Source organism: Olegusella sp. (genome assembly GCF_057238325.1).
This window is the reverse complement of sequence record NZ_DBHHGF010000005.1, coordinates 102,169-121,663: the sequence shown is the minus strand read 5'-3', so window position 1 is coordinate 121,663 and position 19,495 is coordinate 102,169. Positions and strand designations below refer to the sequence as shown.

Below are 19,495 nucleotides of genomic sequence, written 5' to 3'. Positions count from 1 at the left end.
AGCGCTGGGTCCACAGAATGTCATGGCGCACGCAGCGCCTGGGGGCAGAGGCAGTAGCCCTCTCCCTCTGTGAGGAGGGATCCGAGTACGTAGCCGAGGTCGTTGAGGAGGGGCAGCAGACACAGGAATGGCAGCAGTGGGACGAAGACCGCAGGGCGCGCGCCGTCGCCGCGACGCTGCTGGAGAACGCCGACGCCGCATTCGGACTGATGTGGGATCACATGTGGGGCTACGACAAGACCTGCGACCCGTCATGGCTTGAGGACTAGCACCCGAGGCGCCCACCCATCGGGTGCCTCCAGACACGCTCCGCCCCGACTCGGATCGGGGATGCACCCACGTCCCCATCACCGCCACCCCGGAACCCCGACCCGAGGGCACAGGTGAGAAGAACCCTAACGCAAGGACTAGGCGCTGGTGGATCACGTAAGCATCCATTCAGACCAGCGGGCGGTCATTACTCTAGCAACCGCAGTGGGGGCAAATTGGTCTAACCCTATCTGTAGTTGCACGCATTTCGACTATGTTCTTGTACTGGTAGAGGCTGTCCCACTGGAAGAAGTCATCTGACTTTACTCTGCGAATCTTGTTAACAGTTGCTTGTAGGGTCTCATAGCTCATGTAGCTATACCTATATCCACAGACCTCATTGGGACACATCGTATTCGTAAGGATAAGACCACCACACGCTTCGCATCTATATCGGCCGTCTCTGCCGATTGTCTTACGGCCACAATTTGGGCAACTATCCTTGCCAAGCCCTACGATACCCCGATACAGAAGGTTTTGGATGCGTCTGAAGGAATTGATGTCGAACATCGAGAGGGGCAACAAGCAGAGTCTTTCCTCATCCCCAAATGCGTAGGTGGTAAGTTTTTGCTCGCTCTCGCCGCATGCCGGCATCCCCACCACAACCAAATCGTATTGACGCCTAGAAAGAATCTCTTTGGCCATCGACTCCACAGCTTTTCGAAAGGCTGTGCGAGTATCCGCGCTTAGCTCAACCGCAAAGGGCAGTATCGCGAAGCGTGCGCATTTTTGCTTGGGATGCGACCTTCGCACCTCGTCAATTGCCTGCTTAAGCGACGCGTATCTGCGCCTCTCTGCAGCCTGCTGCTTTCCCCTGCTCTCTTTCGACTTGAACATGCCGCAAAGGGATTCAATCTCTTGTGCAGTGATGTCTCTTGGCCACGAGAGCCTTTCTCCGTCGAACACAAAGCGATGCGCTGCATTGCCGGCCGCTAACGGGACTTGCAAATCCTCACGTATTCGCAAGGACAGGGGTTCAACATCAGAAATGATGAGATCAAGCCATCCTCCCTCGTTGCTGTTGATTTCCAAGGAGATATGGTCGCGCCCCCTCACGTATTTGGATCCTTTGAGTTCGAACCCGAGAACATGGGCAGCATATTCACACAGGACCGAGCAATAGAGAAGATAGTTACCGCAGGTCGATGCGAAATCGACCCTCGCGTCATCGACATCGTTGCTCGGGGCAATCACATCGTGCATCTCTTTCCACAGTTTGAAGATGACGCTGTAGTAACGTTCCATAAGGAGCATGTTCGTGTCGTTCACAGGGTTGGTTACCGGCTTAGCCCTCTTCAGATACCTGTACAGCTTCGACTTGCGGAGAGACCTATACCTTCTCAACAAGGACTGGGCCCTACCCCGTAAACGCTCAATCAGCACGAGGCTTTTCGAACGGTACTCGTCGTCCTTTTTGTCTGATGATATCAGCTCTTTGACTGCCTTTTGGAAGTCTGCGTCAAAACCGAAGCTCTCCATTTGCACGCTGCTGTCAAGAATTCCCTTAAGCTGGGCCCTTTGGTCTCTGAGCTCCTTTTCGGTTCTTCTCAGGAAGCTGAGCACTAAGTCGATAAGGGTTTTTACCAGGCGATTCTCATAGATGTGGTAGTCATCCTCCTCGACCCTAGAAAACAGCCGGGCGGGTTTCAACCCGCTGGCAGTCCTAGCCAGCCAATCCTCGCTGTGAGCAGCAAGGTACGGGATGGACTCGTATCCTACACGCTTGACGGTCTCGATTGGTCTGATCTCATTCACTGACTTGAGATGGGACTTCGGCTTCTCGCAGATTGCCTTGAAAGCTCCATACGCCTTGTCGAGCTGGTCGAAAATAGGCGACCAGTCTCTGACCTCCGTACTCTGATCGATTGCATATAGCTTCAGAAGTCCGTCGCAAACACCCTGGATTGCATCCGTCTCCAGGCGGCTGTGGTCAAACGAGAACTGTTCGTATGCACCGATGCATTTCGCAGAAACGGGCTTTACGCTAGGAAGAACCGAATACACGTATCGGTGGCTGCCCTGCTTAACGATAAGCTCCGCCCTGTCGCAGCAGGGGAGTCTTTCTGTGTTGGAGTCGATAAGGTCCCCATTGTAAAGAAGCTCGTAAGGTGGTTCGTTCCTATCCTTACTCAACTCCAGGGCGGCCAAGGTCGGAATCGCGGAGAAAACGCGATCCGGCTTTAGTTCCTCGAATCTAAAGGCAGAGTGGTAGCAGACTTTCATGGTTGATGGCTCAGTTCCTTAGTTCCCTCAGTCGCTTTTCCACCAACCTGGCAGCTTCCGAATAGTCTTCGAGCCCCTCGGAAAGATCGAGCAACGCCTCCTCATCGTCGCTGGTGATGACCTTGCGGATAATCTTCGTGGATATCTGATAGTCAAGGGCATCCACAAGCGATCCGCCAGCCGCGATGAATACCGACGAGAACCTGTTGGTCTGGGTTACGATGCGGTTGCCAAAAGAGGTATCGAACTTTTCTATGAGCAGGCTGTCCAGTGCGCCCAATCTTTCCTCAACTTCTGCGTGGACATCATTATCTCTTACCGCCTCGTCAAACAGCTTTTGCAGGGAAGAAGCGGAGATAAATCTTGGCGAGGAGCTGGAGCTTCCATAGCTCCCCTCAGGAACTCCCCTCCTGTTGAGGGAAACAACCTGCGCGCGGTCATACACCTTGTCGCTAATCTCAAAGGTTGATTCATCTCTGTTGACCGTGCCGATGAACCACACGTTGTCTGTGACCCTGATCTTGCGTCCATCAACCAGGTCTCTTGCGCCGATCAACTGATCGGCCTTATCTAGATGCGCAAACAAGAGGTCACGATCCTTGTCGGATACTCTGGCATCCGGATCTCCGCTGCGGCTCTTCTCAATCGATTCCCATATCTCGTAAATAGACGGATCGCTCCTCCTCATCGCCTCGCGTACTTTCTCCGGAAGCTCGGTGGGCAACGTTCTCATGTCCGATGAAACGAGCTCTACAAGCCACTTGACATGATCGGGCTCCTGAAGAATCGAAAGGAAGTCCGTGAAGTAGTACTCGATTCGAGCCAGGTTCATTTCGTCTAGCACGATGAAGGTCGGGATTTTGCGGCAGTGGCCCTTCCCGCTCCTGTAGAGCTCTACGGTAAAGGTTTTGGCATTGAACTTCTTGCTGAAGTCGTTGTAGTACCCCAAGAGTTCGTTGCGGTCCCTCCAGGAAGACTCGACGGGAATCATCTTGTTGAACCCGGAAATGGCTTCGGCAAAAATGCGCGGCAGACTTGATTTGCCGGTACCAGACATTCCCTGCAGTATGACAAGGCGGCTCACCGACATGCCGGCGAGGAAGGCGCGGATGTCGTTTTCCGTATAGTACAGACGCTCAGCTTCAGGTCGACTTCCGGCATAGTTCTTAACATGCTGCACGATATCCCTTAAGGTCTTAAACCCAGGATGGTTGACCCTGTGGTTTACGTCAGCAACAAACTCAGGAGACTCCGTTTCGACATCCACCTGGGTGAGCGACACGCAGGTATCCTCCGTCCTGCTTTCAAGGGCTGCCTTGTGGCTCTCAAGCTCGCGCAGCAGATGGTCGTTCAGGGCATAGGTCGCTGCGGTCGACCTCCTTATCGTCTGCAACTCTCGTCTCTCGTTCTCGACTACAGCCAACTCGTCGCGATATCGATTTCTTTCATCGAGGAGTGCATCGTTTTCGCGTTCCAGGGCTTCAGCCCTACGAGCCTTCTCCTCTAGGGCAGCTATCGCCTCGTCGTCGGGGTAAGAGCCATAGACACTCGAGAGTTTCTCGTACCTCTCACGAAGGCTCCTGAACGAATCGACCAGCTGTCCGATAGCGATTGTCTTCGAAGCGCCATCAGAGTCCGCCACCTCTGCGCGCATCGAGTCAACGAGGGCCTGTAGGTCAGCATATCGTTTTGACAGCTCCTCATGCCCCTTGACTAGAGCCTCGTACTTGGCACGTTCGTCATCGAGCTCAAGCTGCAGGGCGACAACTGCTGCGGGAGATGCCTCGTCATAACGCTTCTTGCGAGCGACAAGGAGGCCTCTCAGCTCTGACAGGGCTTCTTGGTCGTCCTCTAGCCTTGACTTATCTCTGTCAAGCTTCCGACGCTCGGAGGCGAGCTCCTTCTCTCTGACGGCCAGTTCCTCAAACTGCTTTTCAAGGTCATCTATCTGGGCTTGCCAAGCGGCCCTCGACTCGCCTGCCACCTTGGCAAGCTCGGCGACGCGCTCCTCATCAACTGCCCGCCTCGTCTCCTCGGCATAAGAGTCAGCCTCGCTACGTATTGCGCTGGCTTCTTCTTCCACCCTCCCCCTCGCGGCCTCGGCATCATCAAGGGCTCTGTGCGCGTCTTCGACCTGCGTCTGCAGGACTTCCAACTCCGTCTTCAGCTCAACCTTTTTTTCGTCAAGCTCTGTAAGCATGACTTTTGCTTCTTCAGTCTCACGCTTTACGGAGTCACGCTCATCCTCCCAACCTTTAATATCATCCGCTAGTTGTTTGATGAGCTCCTCTTTCTTTGACTCGAACTCGGCCTCGTTAGCGCTGGCCGCCACAGTCTCTTGGGTTATTGGCTCGGCTTTCTGGGTAGCAACGGCTGTCGCTTTAGGTTGCAAGGCTCCGCCACCGCTTTGTTGGGACTGCCTTCGGCTGTTCTGCTGCCGATGCCGATTGCTCCTATTTCTTTTGGACATGCTGTCATTCCTTCCATAAGGCGGTAGCCAAGTCGTTAATGGTGCCGAAGACATTACTCATGTAATAGTCGTAGTCGCTCCCAGTAAAGGGGGTATCGGTGTCGTGAGAGACCTTGTTTCTTATATCCCTGAGCTCATATAGCCTCTCGAGCCTATCGTTGGATTCCGACATCGTCAGGTAGTCATGCATCCTCGTATTCCCTAGGATGAAATCGAAAAGCAGCATGTTGATGTACTTTTCAGAAATACTATTTCCGAAGGAAAAGTCCATTCTGTCCGCACTATTTCTAAGGCTCTTTTGCGAGAGTCTTCGTTCGAATCGATCTGTTGACAAACCCACCCTACTGCATAGCTGATCCCTGAAATCGGCAAATCTTCTGCTTCTAATGGCCTTAAGGGCCTGGCATTGCGCCATTCCCAGTCGTTGAGCGCCTTCTTGCCTGAAGAATGAGTTGAACAGTCTTTCGACCACAAACTTGGATATGTTACTGACAATGTCTTCCTTGTCCATAAGGCTATCTTGGGTCTGCATCGATGAGTAGATGTGTCTCATGTCTAGGTACAGGTTAGGCTGGCGTGTCTCGGCTAGTCTGAACGCCGGCATTTTCTCTGTGACGAAGAACCCGAAGTCCTTTTCCGATACCCCATAGCGCTGTCCGATCTTCTCAACCTCTCGAGAGATAAGCTCCGTGAGCTCCTCGTCCTTTGCGAACGTAGTCCCCGTCTGCTCAAGCCATTGCAGCTGCCTAAGAAAGTAACCGTTGTCAACTCCTCCAAGGTCGAAGGGTGACTCCACATCATACCCACCAGGAGCTTTGGGATTAATAATTAACCTCATTCGGAGATAGAGGCTTATCGGTTCTTTCTTCAGTAAGCGGACGCGCATGTTAACGTTCAACTGACTACTTTGGTCCCGCTCGCCAGCCACCCCGTATGATTCGCTTTCCGATTCGGAAAAGCTTATGCCGTCGAAGGCATCCAGTGCAGCCTCAAACGCTTCGTCACTTGTGATGTCGCCGTTCGCGCGTTGCCGAGCTAGGTCCACATTACGAAAATACCTCTGATAGGCAGCCCTCAGCCTCGGCTGCCTTACGGACGTGGTGACAAACGTCTTCTCCTCGCTCCCAGAAACCGTCAGCTTCAAAGGTAAGCTCACACCATCACGCCCTATGTCAAAGAGCGGCGCGGCGCCGATATCTCCCCTATAGAAATAGGGAAGCACTTCCTTCTTGATAGCATTAACGAACATGTATCCGTACACAGATTCCGACGATTCTCTTTCTTGGAGGGTTCCATCCAGATATTTCTCCCCGTCCTCGGTCAATTCCCAAGGCTTCCCCGGTCTCCTCTTTGCATACCTCTCTCCCTCGAGAGCAGAGAGAATTACCTCAACCATGCTTTCCGAGGCGTTGAGAGCATTGGCGATGCTCCTGGGGCTCATACCAAGCGAAACAAGCTTGAGCACTGCCTCCTCGTAGGCATCTAGAGAGTTCTCCATCGGTAAGCTCGCTTCGCACTCGTAGGCGAATGCGGGTAGCGCAACATCGATTGCCTGGGGGTTGGGATAGAAGTTTCCCATGTTTACGATGTCAATACGAGCCAAGGTAGCCACCTCCCTCACGACATATCTCGTGCAGCCTAGAGAAGCACGGGGTTTGGCATACCGTGTTCGAGTCACCATAAACAGTAAGCTGGCGTATCGCCCTGCTGAATGCCACGCAGAGTCGGTTTGGCTTCTCGAGGAAGCCCACCTTTGGTGCAGAACCGTCTTTCGGGGAGTTTGAGCGCACGCAGGACAACAAAACGTAATCAAACTCTCTGCCCTGGAATGCATCCACCGTACCTACTTCTACGTAGTCCCGCTCTTCATCGTTAAGCATCCCAATCAGATGGTCTTTGATCAACTTCGCTTGCGCGGAATAGAACGTTATCACGCCAACACTTCGGCCTTTGTCCGTTCCGAGAATCTCTTTCACCCCTTTGCCGATTGCATCGACCTCGCACTTTCTGCTCTTTGATGCTCCACCGGTCTCCCGTCCCTTTGTGATGGGGACATCAATAAAGGCAAGCGGCTTTCCTTCATTGATAAAAGGTGAGCAGGACTTCATATCGGCCGTGACGCTACTATCAGTTTCGAGCAGTCCGTCATAGAACGATTCGCTTACGAAACGGCAGATCTCTGGGTGCATCCTGTATTGGCGAGTCAGCATGACTGATTTAGGCCTCTGCCCTTCGGACAGCATATCGAAGAGCCGCTCGAAGAGGCTCTTTTCGATGTCGCTCAGATTGAAATCCGGAAGCTCGTCAGCCAGCAAGTTGAGAATGTCAGGTTCGAGCATGTGCGGAAGCTGCTTTTGGTCGCCCACGAGGATTACTTTTCTTCCCATGGACATTGGTATGAACAGGTCGAGGGGATTGGCCCTCGCCGCCTCATCAACGATTACAAGGTCGTAGATTCTGTCGGAGGCCTCGTGCAAATCCATGCTTGCTTGACATGTCGCAGCAGTCGTCATCGAATACTTTTCAACTAACGACTCATAGCTCTGTTCCAGATGCTCAAGGAACTCGTAGAGGATGATTGATTTCCTGTCGTCCAGACTTGAAAGCGTGTTGGCGTAGTGGTCGGCGAAAAAGCTTGCCAGGGTCAGGATGCACTCGTTGGTCCTTTCCCTATTCTCTAGCTCGACGTCTTCGGAGCTACAACAAAACATCTGCTTCAGTTCGTCAACGGCTTGGACATAGGCAATGAAATCGTCCTCGGTGAAGTTATCCTCGCCGACCAGTTCTATGGCCTTCAGGATAGCGTCGGAGATATCCAGGTCATCGTTCATCCTGATATAGGCAGCAAGCTTTCGAGCACTTCTCGCGCCTCCATCTCCGAACTCGTCGATAGACGTCCGTTGGTCTTCAATCTTCGCAACAATGGGATCCTCTTCATCTTCGTTAACATTGCCAAAGAGGCCCGAAGAGATCATCTTGGCAGCAACTACAAGGTCCTTTGGATACGGGACATCTTCGAAGCTAAGGTATTTGTCAATCAGCTCTTTGGCCTTGTCCGTCGGCTCTCCAGCGTTTTTGAACGAGAGGAACTCATCTTCGAGCACGCTTTTTCTTTCGACGTAGTCATGTACCACACTGCTGCTGACGGACTCGGACACACTTGAGCGCAGCTCGTTATACCATCTTTCTAGCGAGCGGAGGTACTGTTTCCTCCTTCCGTCCGTTGCCCTCTTGGACGTCTTTCTGTAGGCAGGTATGTCTCGCGGGAGAGGGTCCGAGATCGCGTTATCGACTGCCTCGTTCTGAAAACTGGTGATCAGTATCTTCGGACTCAGCAGCCGATGGTCCGGGTCGGTCTCCGCGCTCTCCCTTTCTCTTCGCTCAAAGATCTCACGATATCTCTCACAGATTGCCTTGATAACTGTCGTCTTGCCAGTTCCCGGCGGTCCTTGGATTACCGCAATATCCGGCGTGTTAATCGCCAGCGACAGAGCATCAGACTGCTCTGCATTGAGTGTTGAGGCGCGGGGAAAGTTTCTCCTCAGCTCCGTGGTGATACCTGCGTTGGCACCCCAAGCGCTGGGAAGCTCATAGGCCGACCTTCCGCTCTCAATTAGGCTCACAAGTCCCGGTATGGGTGTTTGGTTGCGAAGCATGCGGTCGCGGGCGGCTTCCCTGCGCCTGATGATGACCCTGTCGCCGGTAGTATTGAGTTTCAGGTCGCCCGACGGCGGAATGAAGTCGGTGTCGTCCTCATATTCCTTGAGAGTCGTCAGCTCACGGCCGGATATGCTAACCACCCTGCCAACTCCCATGAGCCGTTCAGTGGCTTTTCCGCCTTGTCCGTGGTATGAATCGGGGACCGGGACGCCAAGCTCACGCCCTATGTATTCGTCATTGAGCTCACTGTCGGTTGCGAAAACATATTTTGTGCCCCGCTGTTCTCGCCTCGAGGAGACTAGCCTGTAGCGTTGGCGACCGAACTCTTCCGCTTCCGAATCGGATAACTTTTTGCTAAGCCGATCATAAGCGTCCCATCGGGAAAAATAGGAAGAAGGGTTCGAGATTGCGTCCAAATCGCCCATGAACAGGGAATTCTCTCCCATGCTCTCAGATTCTGAAACGAATCGTATTTGGGGCGCAACGAATATGTCGATGGGAACGTCATACTTGGATCTAAGGTAGTGGGTTCCAGTCGCAACAATCCCTCTTGAGGTCCTGTCCGCAATGAGGTATCTCTTGCCGTCGATGAACCTGAGTCCTTCGCTCCGCCTCTTTGCAGTCTTGTAGTTCATGCACAGCAGGGCTGGATTGCCGAGCTGACCCCATATGTACGAATGGCTGATTTTGTCAATCGGGAGCTGGCTCGCGAGCTCTTCTGTTACGGCTATCTCGATTGGAGTCTTGTACTCCGTAATCGACTGGAAGGTGTAAGCCTGTACCACAAGCACATCGTCCTCGACCCCATTGAGGGAGAATAGGCATCGAAAAGCAAGACACTCTTCCCCACGCGCCAACTCATGGAGATACTCAGCCGTAAGCTTGCTGGCAAAACAGGTTACTGGCCCAGCAGACTCCCCCACGCCGTATTGGCTCACTATGAATACGCAGTCGCGACGGGTAGCATCCACCCTTACCAGGGATCCTTCTTTGAAGGATGTAGGTGGACTTGAGCACTCAAGGTTGAATTTCTGCCCCTTCGCAGAGCTGATATCTGCAATGTTCATCATAAAGCTTCACTGAACTCTGCCATTGACGAAAGGAAGTAGGTCTCATCCCCAATTATGGTCTTCGTCTGGTCTGCCTCGCCAAAGAAGATTCGGTCCCCTTCCTGCAGGCGCATGCTTCTCGCATTTCCGAGTCCGTACCCCCTCTTCGTCGCACGCCTATAGACAGTAATGCTCGACTTCGAATCCGCTTTGAGGGCGCGACACCCTTCTGAGTCCTTCGTTATCGTCAGGCAATCATCGAAGATGCCGTCCTCTTCAAATGAGCTGCTCTGCCCGAATACGTAGTAGTTGGGGATGGGGTTGATGCCTGGTTTAAGGATATAACTCCTGACAAGTCGCTTTGATAGTAGTTTTGACGTTCTGTAGTCCTCCCCCCGGGACAGCGCTTCGTAGAAGTCCAACCTCGGGGCAGGCATCACGTGAGCGTTGCACCATGGGCACAAGTCATGACCGTTCTGCATGTTTTGCTGGTAAAACCACGCCCCACACTTCGGGCACTGCACAATTCTGTTGCTTGCATCTAAAAGCGCTATCTCGAAATCGAGCGCCGACGGACGCAACGCTCTACCTTCGCTACCTCCACAGATGCACCTATCGAAGAGGTCCCTCATGCTGTTCGTGAAGGCAGGATCATCATGGATGGCGCTCCGAAGCTGCATCGCCTTCTCGCGCAAGAGCCTTATTGGATAAAAGCCATCGTACTTGTCCACGGTCGCACTCGTCGCAACGTTGTTTGGGCGAGGCCGATTGATGTGAAGCAGGTCGAATATGATGAGCGCCAGGGCATAGTCGTCGGACAGCTCCCCGGGACTCATTTCCCCGTCAAGCACCTCTGGGGCAGCATAAAAATGCCCCTCAATAACTGGCGCGGAGATCTTTCCCCCCACATACATCCTGCCAGCATCCAGCATTCTTACCGAGGCCATACCACCTGGCCTCACGAGTACTGTTTCCCCTGACACCTCGCAACAGGTGAGCCCTGCTCCCTCGAGCTCATAGAACAGCTTTGCTATTGCACGGCCAATCGATAGCCTGCCTCGCAGGCCCTGTCCCTTGTTGTACCAGCTTCTATAAGACGAATTGCCCCTGAACACGAGAAAGGGGCTTAGATGCTGATATCCCTCGGGCTTCCTTGTGGTATAGCCGACATAGGGTTTCCTGATGAGATCTTCAATGACAACCACATCATCGGGCATCTTGGCCGTGCTTAGGAAGCCGAGCCTGTCATATAAGTCTGTGTCAAGGGCATCGGAACCCGTAGGAAGAAACAACCTGACCAGCATCTGGTCACTAGTTTCTTCGAAGACAACACTCCGCGAATCGGCTCTGACAGGCTCTGTGAGAGTGAGGCTCTTACCGCTGGGGGTTTTGATAGTCAAACCTTTTATCTTCTGCATCTTACGTGCAGAATCGTCAAACTCCATACCCCCCTACCCTCAATCACGGCGCAGCTATTCCCGCACGACGGCGAGGCAAACGCACCTGTTTAAAAGTACGTAAGAGTATAGCTTTAGAACCAGGGTTTTCCTAACGCTCACACTGCGAACGTAGTGATCAGCCACCATTACGGCTCAGCCATGTCGCAGTAAAAGGACGGAACCGTCAGAGCAAGGGCACCTCAACCAAAGAACTGCACACCAAACAAGGGAGGTCACCGAATAATCGCGCTTCTATATGAAGGCAAGACGAAGCGGAGAAAAAAGATTCCCAATCGCACCTATCTAGAGACATCTTTTGGGGTATAGTCTGCTTGAGCTTAGGCTCCGTGTGGTGGCACGTAAAACCCGACACGGGTGTGTGAAACCGAATCGAAGTCGACGGACGACTTAAAACTCCGACACACTAGTGGGGCGTATGAACCCACAGTCGGCGGGCGACAGAAAAACCCTGCATTAGTGGGACGCATGAGCCCACAGTCGGCGGGCGACAGAAAAACCACCATCGACTCCTCCGCGTACCCATGGTGCGCGTTTTTTTGTCGCACGTTCACCCACCCCCCCCCTCAGCAGGGCGAGTGATCTCATGACGTCACCGTCAACCCCCGTAACGACATAAGGCGGGTAAACAGGCAACCAAGCTCGGACAGTCCTGTATGATGGGATAATGCAACAATGTTGGGAGAGCCACTCGTGAATGGTCACATGCGCCTTGTGGCCAAGCGAGCGAGCCGCTGTCATGGTGGAAATGCATCTAAACAGGAGCTATCTTTGTCAGTTACCAAAAAGCCACCCATCAAGAAGATCATTCAGGCAGCTGAAATGTACCAGGAGAACCTCCTAGACAAGAACATACTATTGGTCGGCCTACAAGGCAGCGAGGTCGATTACCTAGAACTTAGGTTTCTGGCCAGGAGTTTTAAGCATCTCACTGGAGTCAGGACGCAGTCAAAGAGCGTATCAGCGATGTACTTCTGGCGGAAGTGCACGGGACACAACCTTTCTGAGGCGGATCTCGCTCTGGACAACAGCGGGTTTGCCGCGATGAAGCTCAGAGCCTCCCTGTCGATGTTCAGGCCAGATCTTTCTGCAAGGGAATTCGGTCGACCAAACGGCTCACGGCTGAATGTCGACGCAGAGGTTTTTGCTGGTGACCAACAAGCCTGCATGGGGTTCAGGAATTACGAGGGCGAGTATCTCGATCCTATGACGCTCCTATCATCGCCAGTCGGAAAAGAGGTAAAACGCGGAGACCGTTACAAGGTGGTGGGGGTCTTTTCGAAGTCGATTAGGTGGCCCTATTACACCACCGCAATACGGACAGCCAGCACCGTTGACTGGCATCACATAGTTCACTCGCTTCCCAATGAGCTCAAGGGTTTAGACGAACTCATCCCCTAAACCATTATCTAACAGCTTATGTGCCCCTCAAGCCCTCCACCGTCTTGTAAGAAGGACTCACCAGCCCTGAAAGTCCATAATAGCAAGTAGCCTATTCCATGTACAAGTCCATGGAATAGCTCGTCCTCGTCGCCTTCGGGACGGCCGAACCTCGCGCCTTGGGCCGCGGCTCCGCCCCTCCCCTTGGCACCTCGCCCCTACATCCCTCACTCGGCGACGCGGTGCCACCCCTGACACATCGTCAGGGGTGGCACCTGCGGGGAAGGCCCCGCGCCCCTAGGATTATCAGGAGCCCTTGTACACGTGAACGGTAGGGAGGGACATGTCCAGGACAGCGCAGCTCCACGTGATGCTCTCGGATGACGAGATGTCATCCCTACGCGGCTTTGCCGATTCCCTCGGCACCTCGGTCTCCGACACAGTGCGACTCCTCGTCCAGGCCGGCACCGCCTCCCCCAGCGCCGTTTCCTCCCGCTCGCTCGCGCTCGACCGCGCCACCCTCGCGCGCTACGTCCGCAACGTCCGTGCACTCAGTCACCTCCTCAACCAGTCCACGCACGCGCTCAACGCCACCGCAAAGGCGGTGCGCGAATCGGGCGTCGACGCACTCGACCTCGCCGAGGCGCTTGAGAGCATCTCCTACGGGCTCTCGGAAATGCGCTCGGACGCCGATTCCGTCAGACGCCAGGCCGCCGAGCTCACCGACATGCCCGTCGTCTCCGGGGGTGAGCAATGCCCCTCGTCAAGCCCATCTCCGGCCACACGCGCCTCGGTGCGGCCCAGCGCTATCTCGAGAAGGAGGGCCGGGTTCTGGCACGCAACTTCCTCAACCTCGACGCCCCGATGGCAAGCATAGACGGGGACGGAATGCCTGAGTACAGCGCCTACGACTGGGCGTCAGCGATGGACGGGACCCGCGAGGCGTTCGGAAACGACGCCCCCTACAAGGCTACGTCTTCTCCCCCGATCCGCGCGACGCCATCGGGCTCTCAGAGCTCTGGTCTGTCACCATGTCATGGATCCGCGAGAACTTCGGCGACTACGAGGTGGCGGTCGTCTACCACGACAACGACGAGAGTCACATCCCGCACGCCCACGTCATCGTGAACAACACCAACCTCGAGACCAGTCGAAGGCTCCAGGATCCCGAGCCCCGAGCGCTGAAGAGGTCGGCTCAGAGAATCGCGCGGGAGCACGGGCTCTCGTTCTTCGAGGACGAGCCGAAGGACCCGGAGACTGGCGTCATTCCCAACTCCGAACCGTATGCCTGCAGGAATGTTCACATCAATGAGCACGACCTCGTGTCGCGAGGTGACTACTCGTGGGTAGCCGACATCCGCGTGCGCGTCGAGGTGGCCAAGGACATCGCCCGCAACCCCGCCGACTTCCGGTCAGCCCTTGTTGAGATGGGCATCACCGTGTGAGAGTCAGCGTCGAGGAGGAGCGACTGAGTGTACGCACTCGCCGAGACCCCGACGCGCCAGGTGGGCGACTCCAGGCTCGGGGCGTCCTACACGAGACGCGAGGCGGAGCGCTGGCTCGCAAGCCCGACGCGACGGGCTCCGGAGCCGTTGACGATCCGGAAAGTGCGCGAGGTGGTGGCAGGCGCCATCGAGATGTGCGACCTGCGCGAGCTCGCAGCCCTCTCGGAGGCGGTGGGCGTCGTCTCCCGCGGCGGCTTCAGGAGCCTCGCCTCCATGGACGCCGCCGCATCGAGACTGCAAGGGAAGCCCGGACGGGAGACGACCGCGACGAGGATCGGGCGGGCGAGGCGGTACTGCGCCGAGCACGGGATCCTGCTCGAGCGATCGGCTAGCACCACGGTCGGGCGGCGCAGGGCGGACGACTCCCCCACCACGCGGAGCACGCGGCACGGTGACCACCACCATGGCGGCAGGAGCCAGGCGCGCCAGCAGACGAGGCGCGGAGAGAGGAGCGAGCAATGAGGATAACCGTGTGCTTTGAGGACTGGACAGTCGAGGAGTTCGACACCAACGCGCTCACTACGGACAGCGCCCTCGAGAGGCCAAACGCCCTCACCGACCTGCGCGTCACTGTCGTCGACGGGCTCTGGGTGGAGGCGAGCTGGTACCGCATGACCGCCGACCCCAACGAGTGTATGCCCCTCGCCCAGAGGTCCGGCGGCTGCAGGCTCCACGTGCTCTCCGGTGAGAAGCTGGCCCAGGCGCGCTCGATCGAGCTCGACGGAAGGCTCCAGTGGGTCCGCATGGGGGGCGACCTCTGCGACATGTCGCAATTCGATGAGACGACCGATCTCTTCCATGACCCCGACGAGCCGTCAAGGTGTGTCGCGGGAAGGGCTGTGTGGCTGCACGACCACCTGATAGCGAACATGCCCGGCGTCGCCGGCGGGCCCGACGCCAAGGAGCGCGTCTGCACGGCTCTCGGCATGACAGAAGCCAGCTACGAATTTATGTCCACCCTGGCTGCTAACGTCTATGTTGAAGAGGACTCTTTCTAGGGAGCGTGTGAGATGGGCGTGGCCAAGCGTGTGCTAAAAGCGATAGGCAAGTTCTTCATCCTGTGGATGAGGTTCGTGGCGAAGGTAATCCTGCTTTTCTGACACTTCGGGTCGTAGCAATAGCGCGAAATCCATGGGCTCTGGGACCACCTGGGTCTATTACATGCCTTAGACGGGCTTAGAACAAGCCGTTTACCTGCAAATTTGTGATAATGCCAGTAAGCCTCCAAGAATTCGGCGGCCCACTGGCAAATACAGATAAAGCTTCTGCGCCTTATAGCTTCGACACGTCGGTCGAGTCGGAGCGCATCACGTTGTTGTAGGGATAGCGCGCGACCGTGGCACGGATCTTAATCTGGCGCTCGTCGGGGTTGCCCCAGAGCACGTAGACCTCGGTGCCGAGCTCAGCGAAGTCCCTGTCGATGCTCGCGATGGAGATCATGCGGCGGAAGTAGCAGGCGTTCTGGTGGCCCATCGAGGTGCCGATCTTGTTGCCATCAGCGTCGAGAACGTAGTCGTGGTGCACGTTGGGGCCCATCCAGTAGTCGGCGTCGGTCGGCTGCTCGATGAAGCGGTAGGGCTGCTCGCCCTCACCGCGAAACTGGCTCACAAACACCTCGGCGATGTCGTCGGCATTCCACTCCAGCGAGACCATCTTGCGCGTGTCCTGTGCCGCAGCGATCCTCTCGCACGCCTCGCGGCCGAAGAGGTCGTGTCGAAGTGGATCATGCGGCCCCAGCCGAGCTCGTAGGGGTTGTGGAAGAAGTTCTCGATGCTGCCCGAGGCGGAGCCCTCGATCTGCATGAAGTTCTCGTTGCAGGTCATCATCTGGAACTCCATGCCGGGAATGGAGTTGAGATAGTCCATGAGGCCGGCTACACGGCTCCACGGCTCCAGGAAGTGGACCTTGAGCTGCGGGAAGCCGTTCTCGGCGTGGTTCATGGTGTAGCAGTGCGAGCCGAGGCGCCTCATGCCCATGGGCTGGCCGACCTCCCAGAGCTTGTTGTAGACCTCGTGGGCGTCCTGGATGTCGCCGTGCACCTCGTAGGCGAGCGTCCCCGCCATGCCGACCCGGCAGACCTGCACCTTGTGACCGCAGATCTGGGAGTCGCGAAGCGCAGGTGCCTCATGTCGTGGAAGTCCTCGCCCGTGGCCGCCTCCACGACGTCGAGCGAGAGGGGCCCGCCGATCTGGAAGAGGAAGATCCTGTCGGTCACGAGCTCGCCGGTCACGTCGAGCTCCCCGGCGGCCTTGTTGTCGAGGTAGAAGTTGAGCATCGGCGCCATCCAGTAGGTGGTGACCTCGTCCTCGGCTGTGCGCAGCATGACGCCATCGGTGATGACGGTGCCCTCGTCATTGACCATCACGCCGTGCTTGATGCGGCCGACCTCGAAGTGGTCCATGTTGGTCGCTGTGACCGTGCCCAGGAACTTCAGCACATCGGGACCCTTGATCTTGTAGGTGTCGGTGGGGTTGAGGCCCGCGTGCAGGTAGCAGGTGGTCTTCCAAGAGGTGGCCTCGTCACGCCAGTTGGTGAACTCGTAGGGGCTGATATGCATCGAGAGCGAATAGGAGTACGAGGCTGCGGGCGGGTCGGGCAACGGGTGCCAGGGGTCGAAGGGTAGGGCGTGGGCGTTCTCGGGCATGGTCCTCCTCAGACGTATTCGTGCTGGAGTACGACACATCAAGGAGTGTGAGCAGGTATATCCCCTGTTTGTAGGTGCTTGAGCCAGTTTTTGTTGACCTATATTTGTGCGCTTTGTCCAAACGACGTCATCGGTGCGCAGACCTGCCCGACAGCTTGGACGCCTTGAGCAGCTCGACCGAGAGCCTCAGGGCAAGGTGCCCGCCCGTATCCGACAGGTCTATGCCCGAGAGCTCCTGGAGGCGGCCGATCCGGTAGTACATCGAGTTCTTGTGCACGTGCCGGACTCTGGCGGCCCGCGTCACGTTTCCCTCGCAAGCAAGATAGGAGGCGAGGTCCCCGAGGTGGTCGGTGCCGTCGCGACGGTTCGTCTCGGCGAGCAGGGCCACCTCGGGCATGACGAGTGCGGCGAGCGGAACGGAAGAATGCGGAGACTGGAGCGCCTCGGCCAGCAGGGGGACCATCGCGTCAGCGAACCGCGCGAGGCGCACGGTGCCTGGGGCCGCCTCTCCTGACATGGGTGCGAGGCGCAGGGCGGCATCAGCCTGCACGTAGGCCGTATGGATGCCCGTGAGCTCGCGGAACTCCCAGCTCAAACCAACCTCCATGCCTCCCGTGTAGACACTGCCGGCAATCCTTCGCTCAACCTCGTCGACCCCCGCCTCGGCGTTGACCACGTGGGCGCACTCGTTCTCCCGCACGATCCCGAACGAGCCCGGGAACGCCTGGAGCAACTGGGAGCGCAAGAAGGCAAGTGAGACCGCCTTGGTGCTGTCCGTGACACGGGCGACCAAGAGGAGCATGCGTGCGGGGACCCTAAGGCCGTCCATCTCAGCCTGGCGCCGCGCTTCGGCTTCCCCCATTCCGCCCCCGGCGAGCAAGCCCGAGAAGAGCGGGCCATAGGGTATGGTCCAAGAGCTCGTGTCGGCCTTCCGGCGCAGCTCGAAGGCCACACACTGGCACACGACCGGAAGGAGCTCCCTGTCCCCCTCCTCGAAGGGCCTCCGCAGGTCCACCACGCAGATGTGGCCAATGGCGTCTGCTCCGTCACGGACACGGGCGCTGAGGTAATGGCACGGGTCGTCGATGGCAGTTCCCTCGATGGGCTCGTCATGTGCGTAGATCCAGTCGAAGTAGCCCTTTCGCGCCGCATCGTACACGCGCCGCTCGACGTTCTCCTGATCACCGGAAGTTGCGGCGCGGAAGAGGTCTGCCTGCGGTCCGTCGTAGCTGCTGGCAAGGCTATAGCTCATGCCCCGGTCGGAGAAGAAGAGGGGGTTACCAAGGAGCTCGGCGGCGAGGTCCATGAGCGACTGGATGCCGCGATAGCCGAGGAGGGCCTCGAAGAGCCGAAGTTCCTTCTGAGCGATGTCGTCCATCCCCTTTTGCCCTCTCAACGTGGCGGGCGTCCGCCCGGCTCTGTCAGCCGACTATCCCCGAGGCTTGGCACCGCGCGGCCAGCTCGTCGGCAAGGCACCCAGCAGCGTAGAGGGGGACGCTCTCCACCTCGCCCTCGCCGAAGTTCCTTGCCGAGATGCGCACGGACCTCGTAGGCTCGTACTTCTCCCGGTAGACACCGAGGCTCCTAGACCGGACGTTCTCCGTAGACTTGACCTCCACGGGGACGGCCCTCGCGAACCCATCCTCGACCACGAGGTCCACCTCGGCCTGGCCGTTGCTCGTCCAGTAGCGCGGCTCGATCCCGCGCGCGACCATCTCCTGCACCACGTAGTTCTCCGTGAGGCCACCCGCGCCGAGCAGCGACCGACCCCGTTCGTCGAAGAGGGCGCTGGCGGGGACCCCGGACATCGTGGAGAGCAGCCCCGTGTCGTTTGCGTAGACCTTGAAGGCCGAGGCGTCCTCCTGGAGCCTGAGGGGCACCTGCCCTGACGAGACGCGCACACACTTGGTGATGAGCCCCGCCGAGAGGAGCCAGGAGATGGCCCCCTCGTACTGGCTCGCGCGCCCCCCGTGTCGCACCTGCTTGTACTGGAACTTGCGGTTCTCCTTTGCGAGCTGGCCCGGCACGCTGTTCCACACGTCCCGCGCGCGGGCGACGTCGGTGGGGCTGGGGGCGTACTTGGCCATGTCGGCCAGGTAGAGGTTGAGGATGTCGCGGTGCACCCGCGTGGCCTCGCGCACGTCGCCCGTGCGGGCGTAGGCGTCGACCGCCTCGGGCATGCCGCCGACGAGGAGGTAGGCGCGGTAGAGGTCCATGGCCTGGTCGTGCAGCTGGTAGGGTGCCTTGTCCTCGTAAGCCTGCCGTATCCCCTCGAGCATGAGGCTGTGGCCGGTGGCCACCATGAACTCGTCGAAGGTCATGGGGCGCAGGACCATGGTGTTGACCTTGCCCACGGGCAGCGAGTAATCCCTCTGGTTAACCGCAACCCCTAGGAGGCTCCCGGCGGCGACGACGGGGTGTGGGAAGCCACCCTCCTGGAAGTACTTCAGCGCCGTGAGCGCGCGGTTGGACACCTGCACCTCGTCGAAGACGTAGAGCATCCCCTTGACGTCGAGCGTAAACCCGAGTGCCTGGCTGAGGTTCCTCATGACATTCTCAGGCTCCAGGCTGCCCTCGAACGCCTGGACGAGCCTGGGGTCCTCCTCGAGGTTGAGCAGCGCGTAGCTCTCGTAGTTTTCCCTCGCGAACTGCTCTATCAGATAGCTCTTGCCCACCTGGCGCGCGCCGAACATGAGGAGCGGCTTGCGGTTTGGGTCGTCCTTCCACCTAAGGAGGTCCCTCATTGCCGTGCGTTCCATCACATGCTCCAATCTCCTGATAAATGTAGTATAGAGCAT

General features: G+C 57.2%; 14 protein-coding genes and 1 pseudogene. 6 read left to right on the top strand and 9 right to left on the bottom strand.

Translation table 11 applies throughout. The features are described 5' to 3' along the window. Positions 1-17: 17 nt before the first annotated feature. Positions 18-269 carry a hypothetical protein gene (locus tag ACO5JD_RS05390; RefSeq protein WP_484988235.1) on the top strand — a complete coding sequence of 84 codons (252 nt, stop codon included), beginning with the start codon at positions 18-20 and terminating at the stop codon, positions 267-269. 193 nt (positions 270-462) lie between these two features. On the opposite strand, the gene ACO5JD_RS05385 is transcribed toward ACO5JD_RS05390, so the two are convergent. Genes ACO5JD_RS05385 through ACO5JD_RS05365 form a run of 5 tightly spaced genes read right to left on the bottom strand, consistent with a single transcriptional unit; the run spans position 463 to position 11,156 of the window. Then, entirely contained in the window at positions 463-2,532 is a 2,070-nt protein-coding gene (locus ACO5JD_RS05385; RefSeq protein ID WP_484988233.1) for a DUF2357 domain-containing protein, read from the bottom strand. 10 nt (positions 2,533-2,542) lie between these two features. After that, positions 2,543-5,002 (bottom strand): hypothetical protein, encoded by a 2,460-nt coding sequence (locus ACO5JD_RS05380; protein WP_484988231.1) that lies wholly within the window; start codon positions 5,000-5,002, stop codon positions 2,543-2,545. A gap of 4 nt (positions 5,003-5,006) precedes the next feature. Further along, on the bottom strand, positions 5,007-6,605 hold the full coding sequence (locus ACO5JD_RS05375; protein ID WP_484988229.1) for a hypothetical protein: 1,599 nt from the start codon (positions 6,603-6,605) through the stop codon (positions 5,007-5,009). Continuing rightward, positions 6,592-9,729: a DEAD/DEAH box helicase gene (locus ACO5JD_RS05370; protein WP_484988227.1), complete on the bottom strand. Its 3,138-nt coding sequence runs from the start codon at positions 9,727-9,729 to the stop codon at positions 6,592-6,594. The genes ACO5JD_RS05375 and ACO5JD_RS05370 overlap by 14 nt, the downstream gene beginning before the upstream one ends. Beyond that, positions 9,729-11,156 (bottom strand): hypothetical protein, encoded by a 1,428-nt coding sequence (locus ACO5JD_RS05365; protein WP_484988225.1) that lies wholly within the window; start codon positions 11,154-11,156, stop codon positions 9,729-9,731. Before ACO5JD_RS05365 ends, ACO5JD_RS05370 begins: the two co-directional genes overlap by 1 nt. 783 nt (positions 11,157-11,939) lie before the next feature. Here ACO5JD_RS05365 and ACO5JD_RS05360 point away from each other — a divergent pair. The 5 genes from ACO5JD_RS05360 (at position 11,940) to ACO5JD_RS05340 (ending at position 15,051) form a co-directional block, all read left to right on the top strand. Further along, the gene (locus tag ACO5JD_RS05360; protein ID WP_484988223.1) at positions 11,940-12,569 is read left to right on the top strand and encodes a PBECR4 domain-containing protein; all 630 of its coding nucleotides are present in this window, start codon (positions 11,940-11,942) and stop codon (positions 12,567-12,569) included. Between the two features lie 322 nt (positions 12,570-12,891). Continuing rightward, complete coding sequence (locus ACO5JD_RS05355) at positions 12,892-13,425, top strand: hypothetical protein (RefSeq protein WP_484988221.1); 534 nt, start codon at positions 12,892-12,894, stop codon at positions 13,423-13,425. Between the two features lie 34 nt (positions 13,426-13,459). Beyond that, complete coding sequence (locus tag ACO5JD_RS05350) at positions 13,460-13,993, top strand: relaxase/mobilization nuclease domain-containing protein (protein WP_484988253.1); 534 nt, start codon at positions 13,460-13,462, stop codon at positions 13,991-13,993. 27 nt (positions 13,994-14,020) lie between these two features. Continuing rightward, the gene (locus ACO5JD_RS05345; protein ID WP_484988219.1) at positions 14,021-14,515 is read left to right on the top strand and encodes a hypothetical protein; all 495 of its coding nucleotides are present in this window, start codon (positions 14,021-14,023) and stop codon (positions 14,513-14,515) included. After that, positions 14,512-15,051, top strand: a complete 540-nt coding sequence (locus ACO5JD_RS05340) for a hypothetical protein (protein ID WP_484988217.1) — start codon at positions 14,512-14,514, stop codon at positions 15,049-15,051. The genes ACO5JD_RS05345 and ACO5JD_RS05340 overlap by 4 nt, the downstream gene beginning before the upstream one ends. 274 nt (positions 15,052-15,325) lie before the next feature. On the opposite strand, the gene ACO5JD_RS05335 is transcribed toward ACO5JD_RS05340, so the two are convergent. The 4 genes and pseudogenes from ACO5JD_RS05335 to ACO5JD_RS05320 form a co-directional block, all read right to left on the bottom strand. Beyond that, positions 15,326-15,706 (bottom strand): hypothetical protein, encoded by a 381-nt coding sequence (locus tag ACO5JD_RS05335; protein WP_484988215.1) that lies wholly within the window; start codon positions 15,704-15,706, stop codon positions 15,326-15,328. Then, a pseudogene (locus ACO5JD_RS05330) lies at positions 15,658-16,610 on the bottom strand (hypothetical protein). The gene ACO5JD_RS05335 and the pseudogene ACO5JD_RS05330 overlap by 49 nt, the downstream one beginning before the upstream one ends. A gap of 214 nt (positions 16,611-16,824) precedes the next feature. Then, entirely contained in the window at positions 16,825-18,075 is a 1,251-nt protein-coding gene (locus tag ACO5JD_RS05325; RefSeq protein WP_484988213.1) for a PucR family transcriptional regulator, read from the bottom strand. A gap of 43 nt (positions 18,076-18,118) precedes the next feature. Next, complete coding sequence (locus tag ACO5JD_RS05320) at positions 18,119-19,456, bottom strand: ATP-binding protein (protein ID WP_484988211.1); 1,338 nt, start codon at positions 19,454-19,456, stop codon at positions 18,119-18,121. Positions 19,457-19,495: the final 39 nt, after the last annotated feature.

Excerpts from the sequence above, each read along its gene's own strand:
- ACO5JD_RS05390 (WP_484988235.1), top strand. The coding sequence starts at position 18 with ATGTCATGGCGCACGCAGCGCCTGGGGGCAGAGGCAGTAGCCCTCTCC.
- ACO5JD_RS05385 (WP_484988233.1), bottom strand. The coding sequence starts at position 2,532 with ATGAAAGTCTGCTACCACTCTGCCTTTAGATTCGAGGAACTAAAGCCG.
- ACO5JD_RS05380 (WP_484988231.1), bottom strand. The coding sequence starts at position 5,002 with ATGTCCAAAAGAAATAGGAGCAATCGGCATCGGCAGCAGAACAGCCGA.
- ACO5JD_RS05370 (WP_484988227.1), bottom strand. The coding sequence starts at position 9,729 with ATGAACATTGCAGATATCAGCTCTGCGAAGGGGCAGAAATTCAACCTT.
- ACO5JD_RS05365 (WP_484988225.1), bottom strand. The coding sequence starts at position 11,156 with ATGGAGTTTGACGATTCTGCACGTAAGATGCAGAAGATAAAAGGTTTG.
- ACO5JD_RS05355 (WP_484988221.1), top strand. The coding sequence starts at position 12,892 with ATGTCCAGGACAGCGCAGCTCCACGTGATGCTCTCGGATGACGAGATG.
- ACO5JD_RS05340 (WP_484988217.1), top strand. The coding sequence starts at position 14,512 with ATGAGGATAACCGTGTGCTTTGAGGACTGGACAGTCGAGGAGTTCGAC.
- ACO5JD_RS05335 (WP_484988215.1), bottom strand. The coding sequence starts at position 15,706 with ATGGTCTCGCTGGAGTGGAATGCCGACGACATCGCCGAGGTGTTTGTG.
- ACO5JD_RS05325 (WP_484988213.1), bottom strand. The coding sequence starts at position 18,075 with ATGGACGACATCGCTCAGAAGGAACTTCGGCTCTTCGAGGCCCTCCTC.
- ACO5JD_RS05320 (WP_484988211.1), bottom strand. The coding sequence starts at position 19,456 with ATGGAACGCACGGCAATGAGGGACCTCCTTAGGTGGAAGGACGACCCA.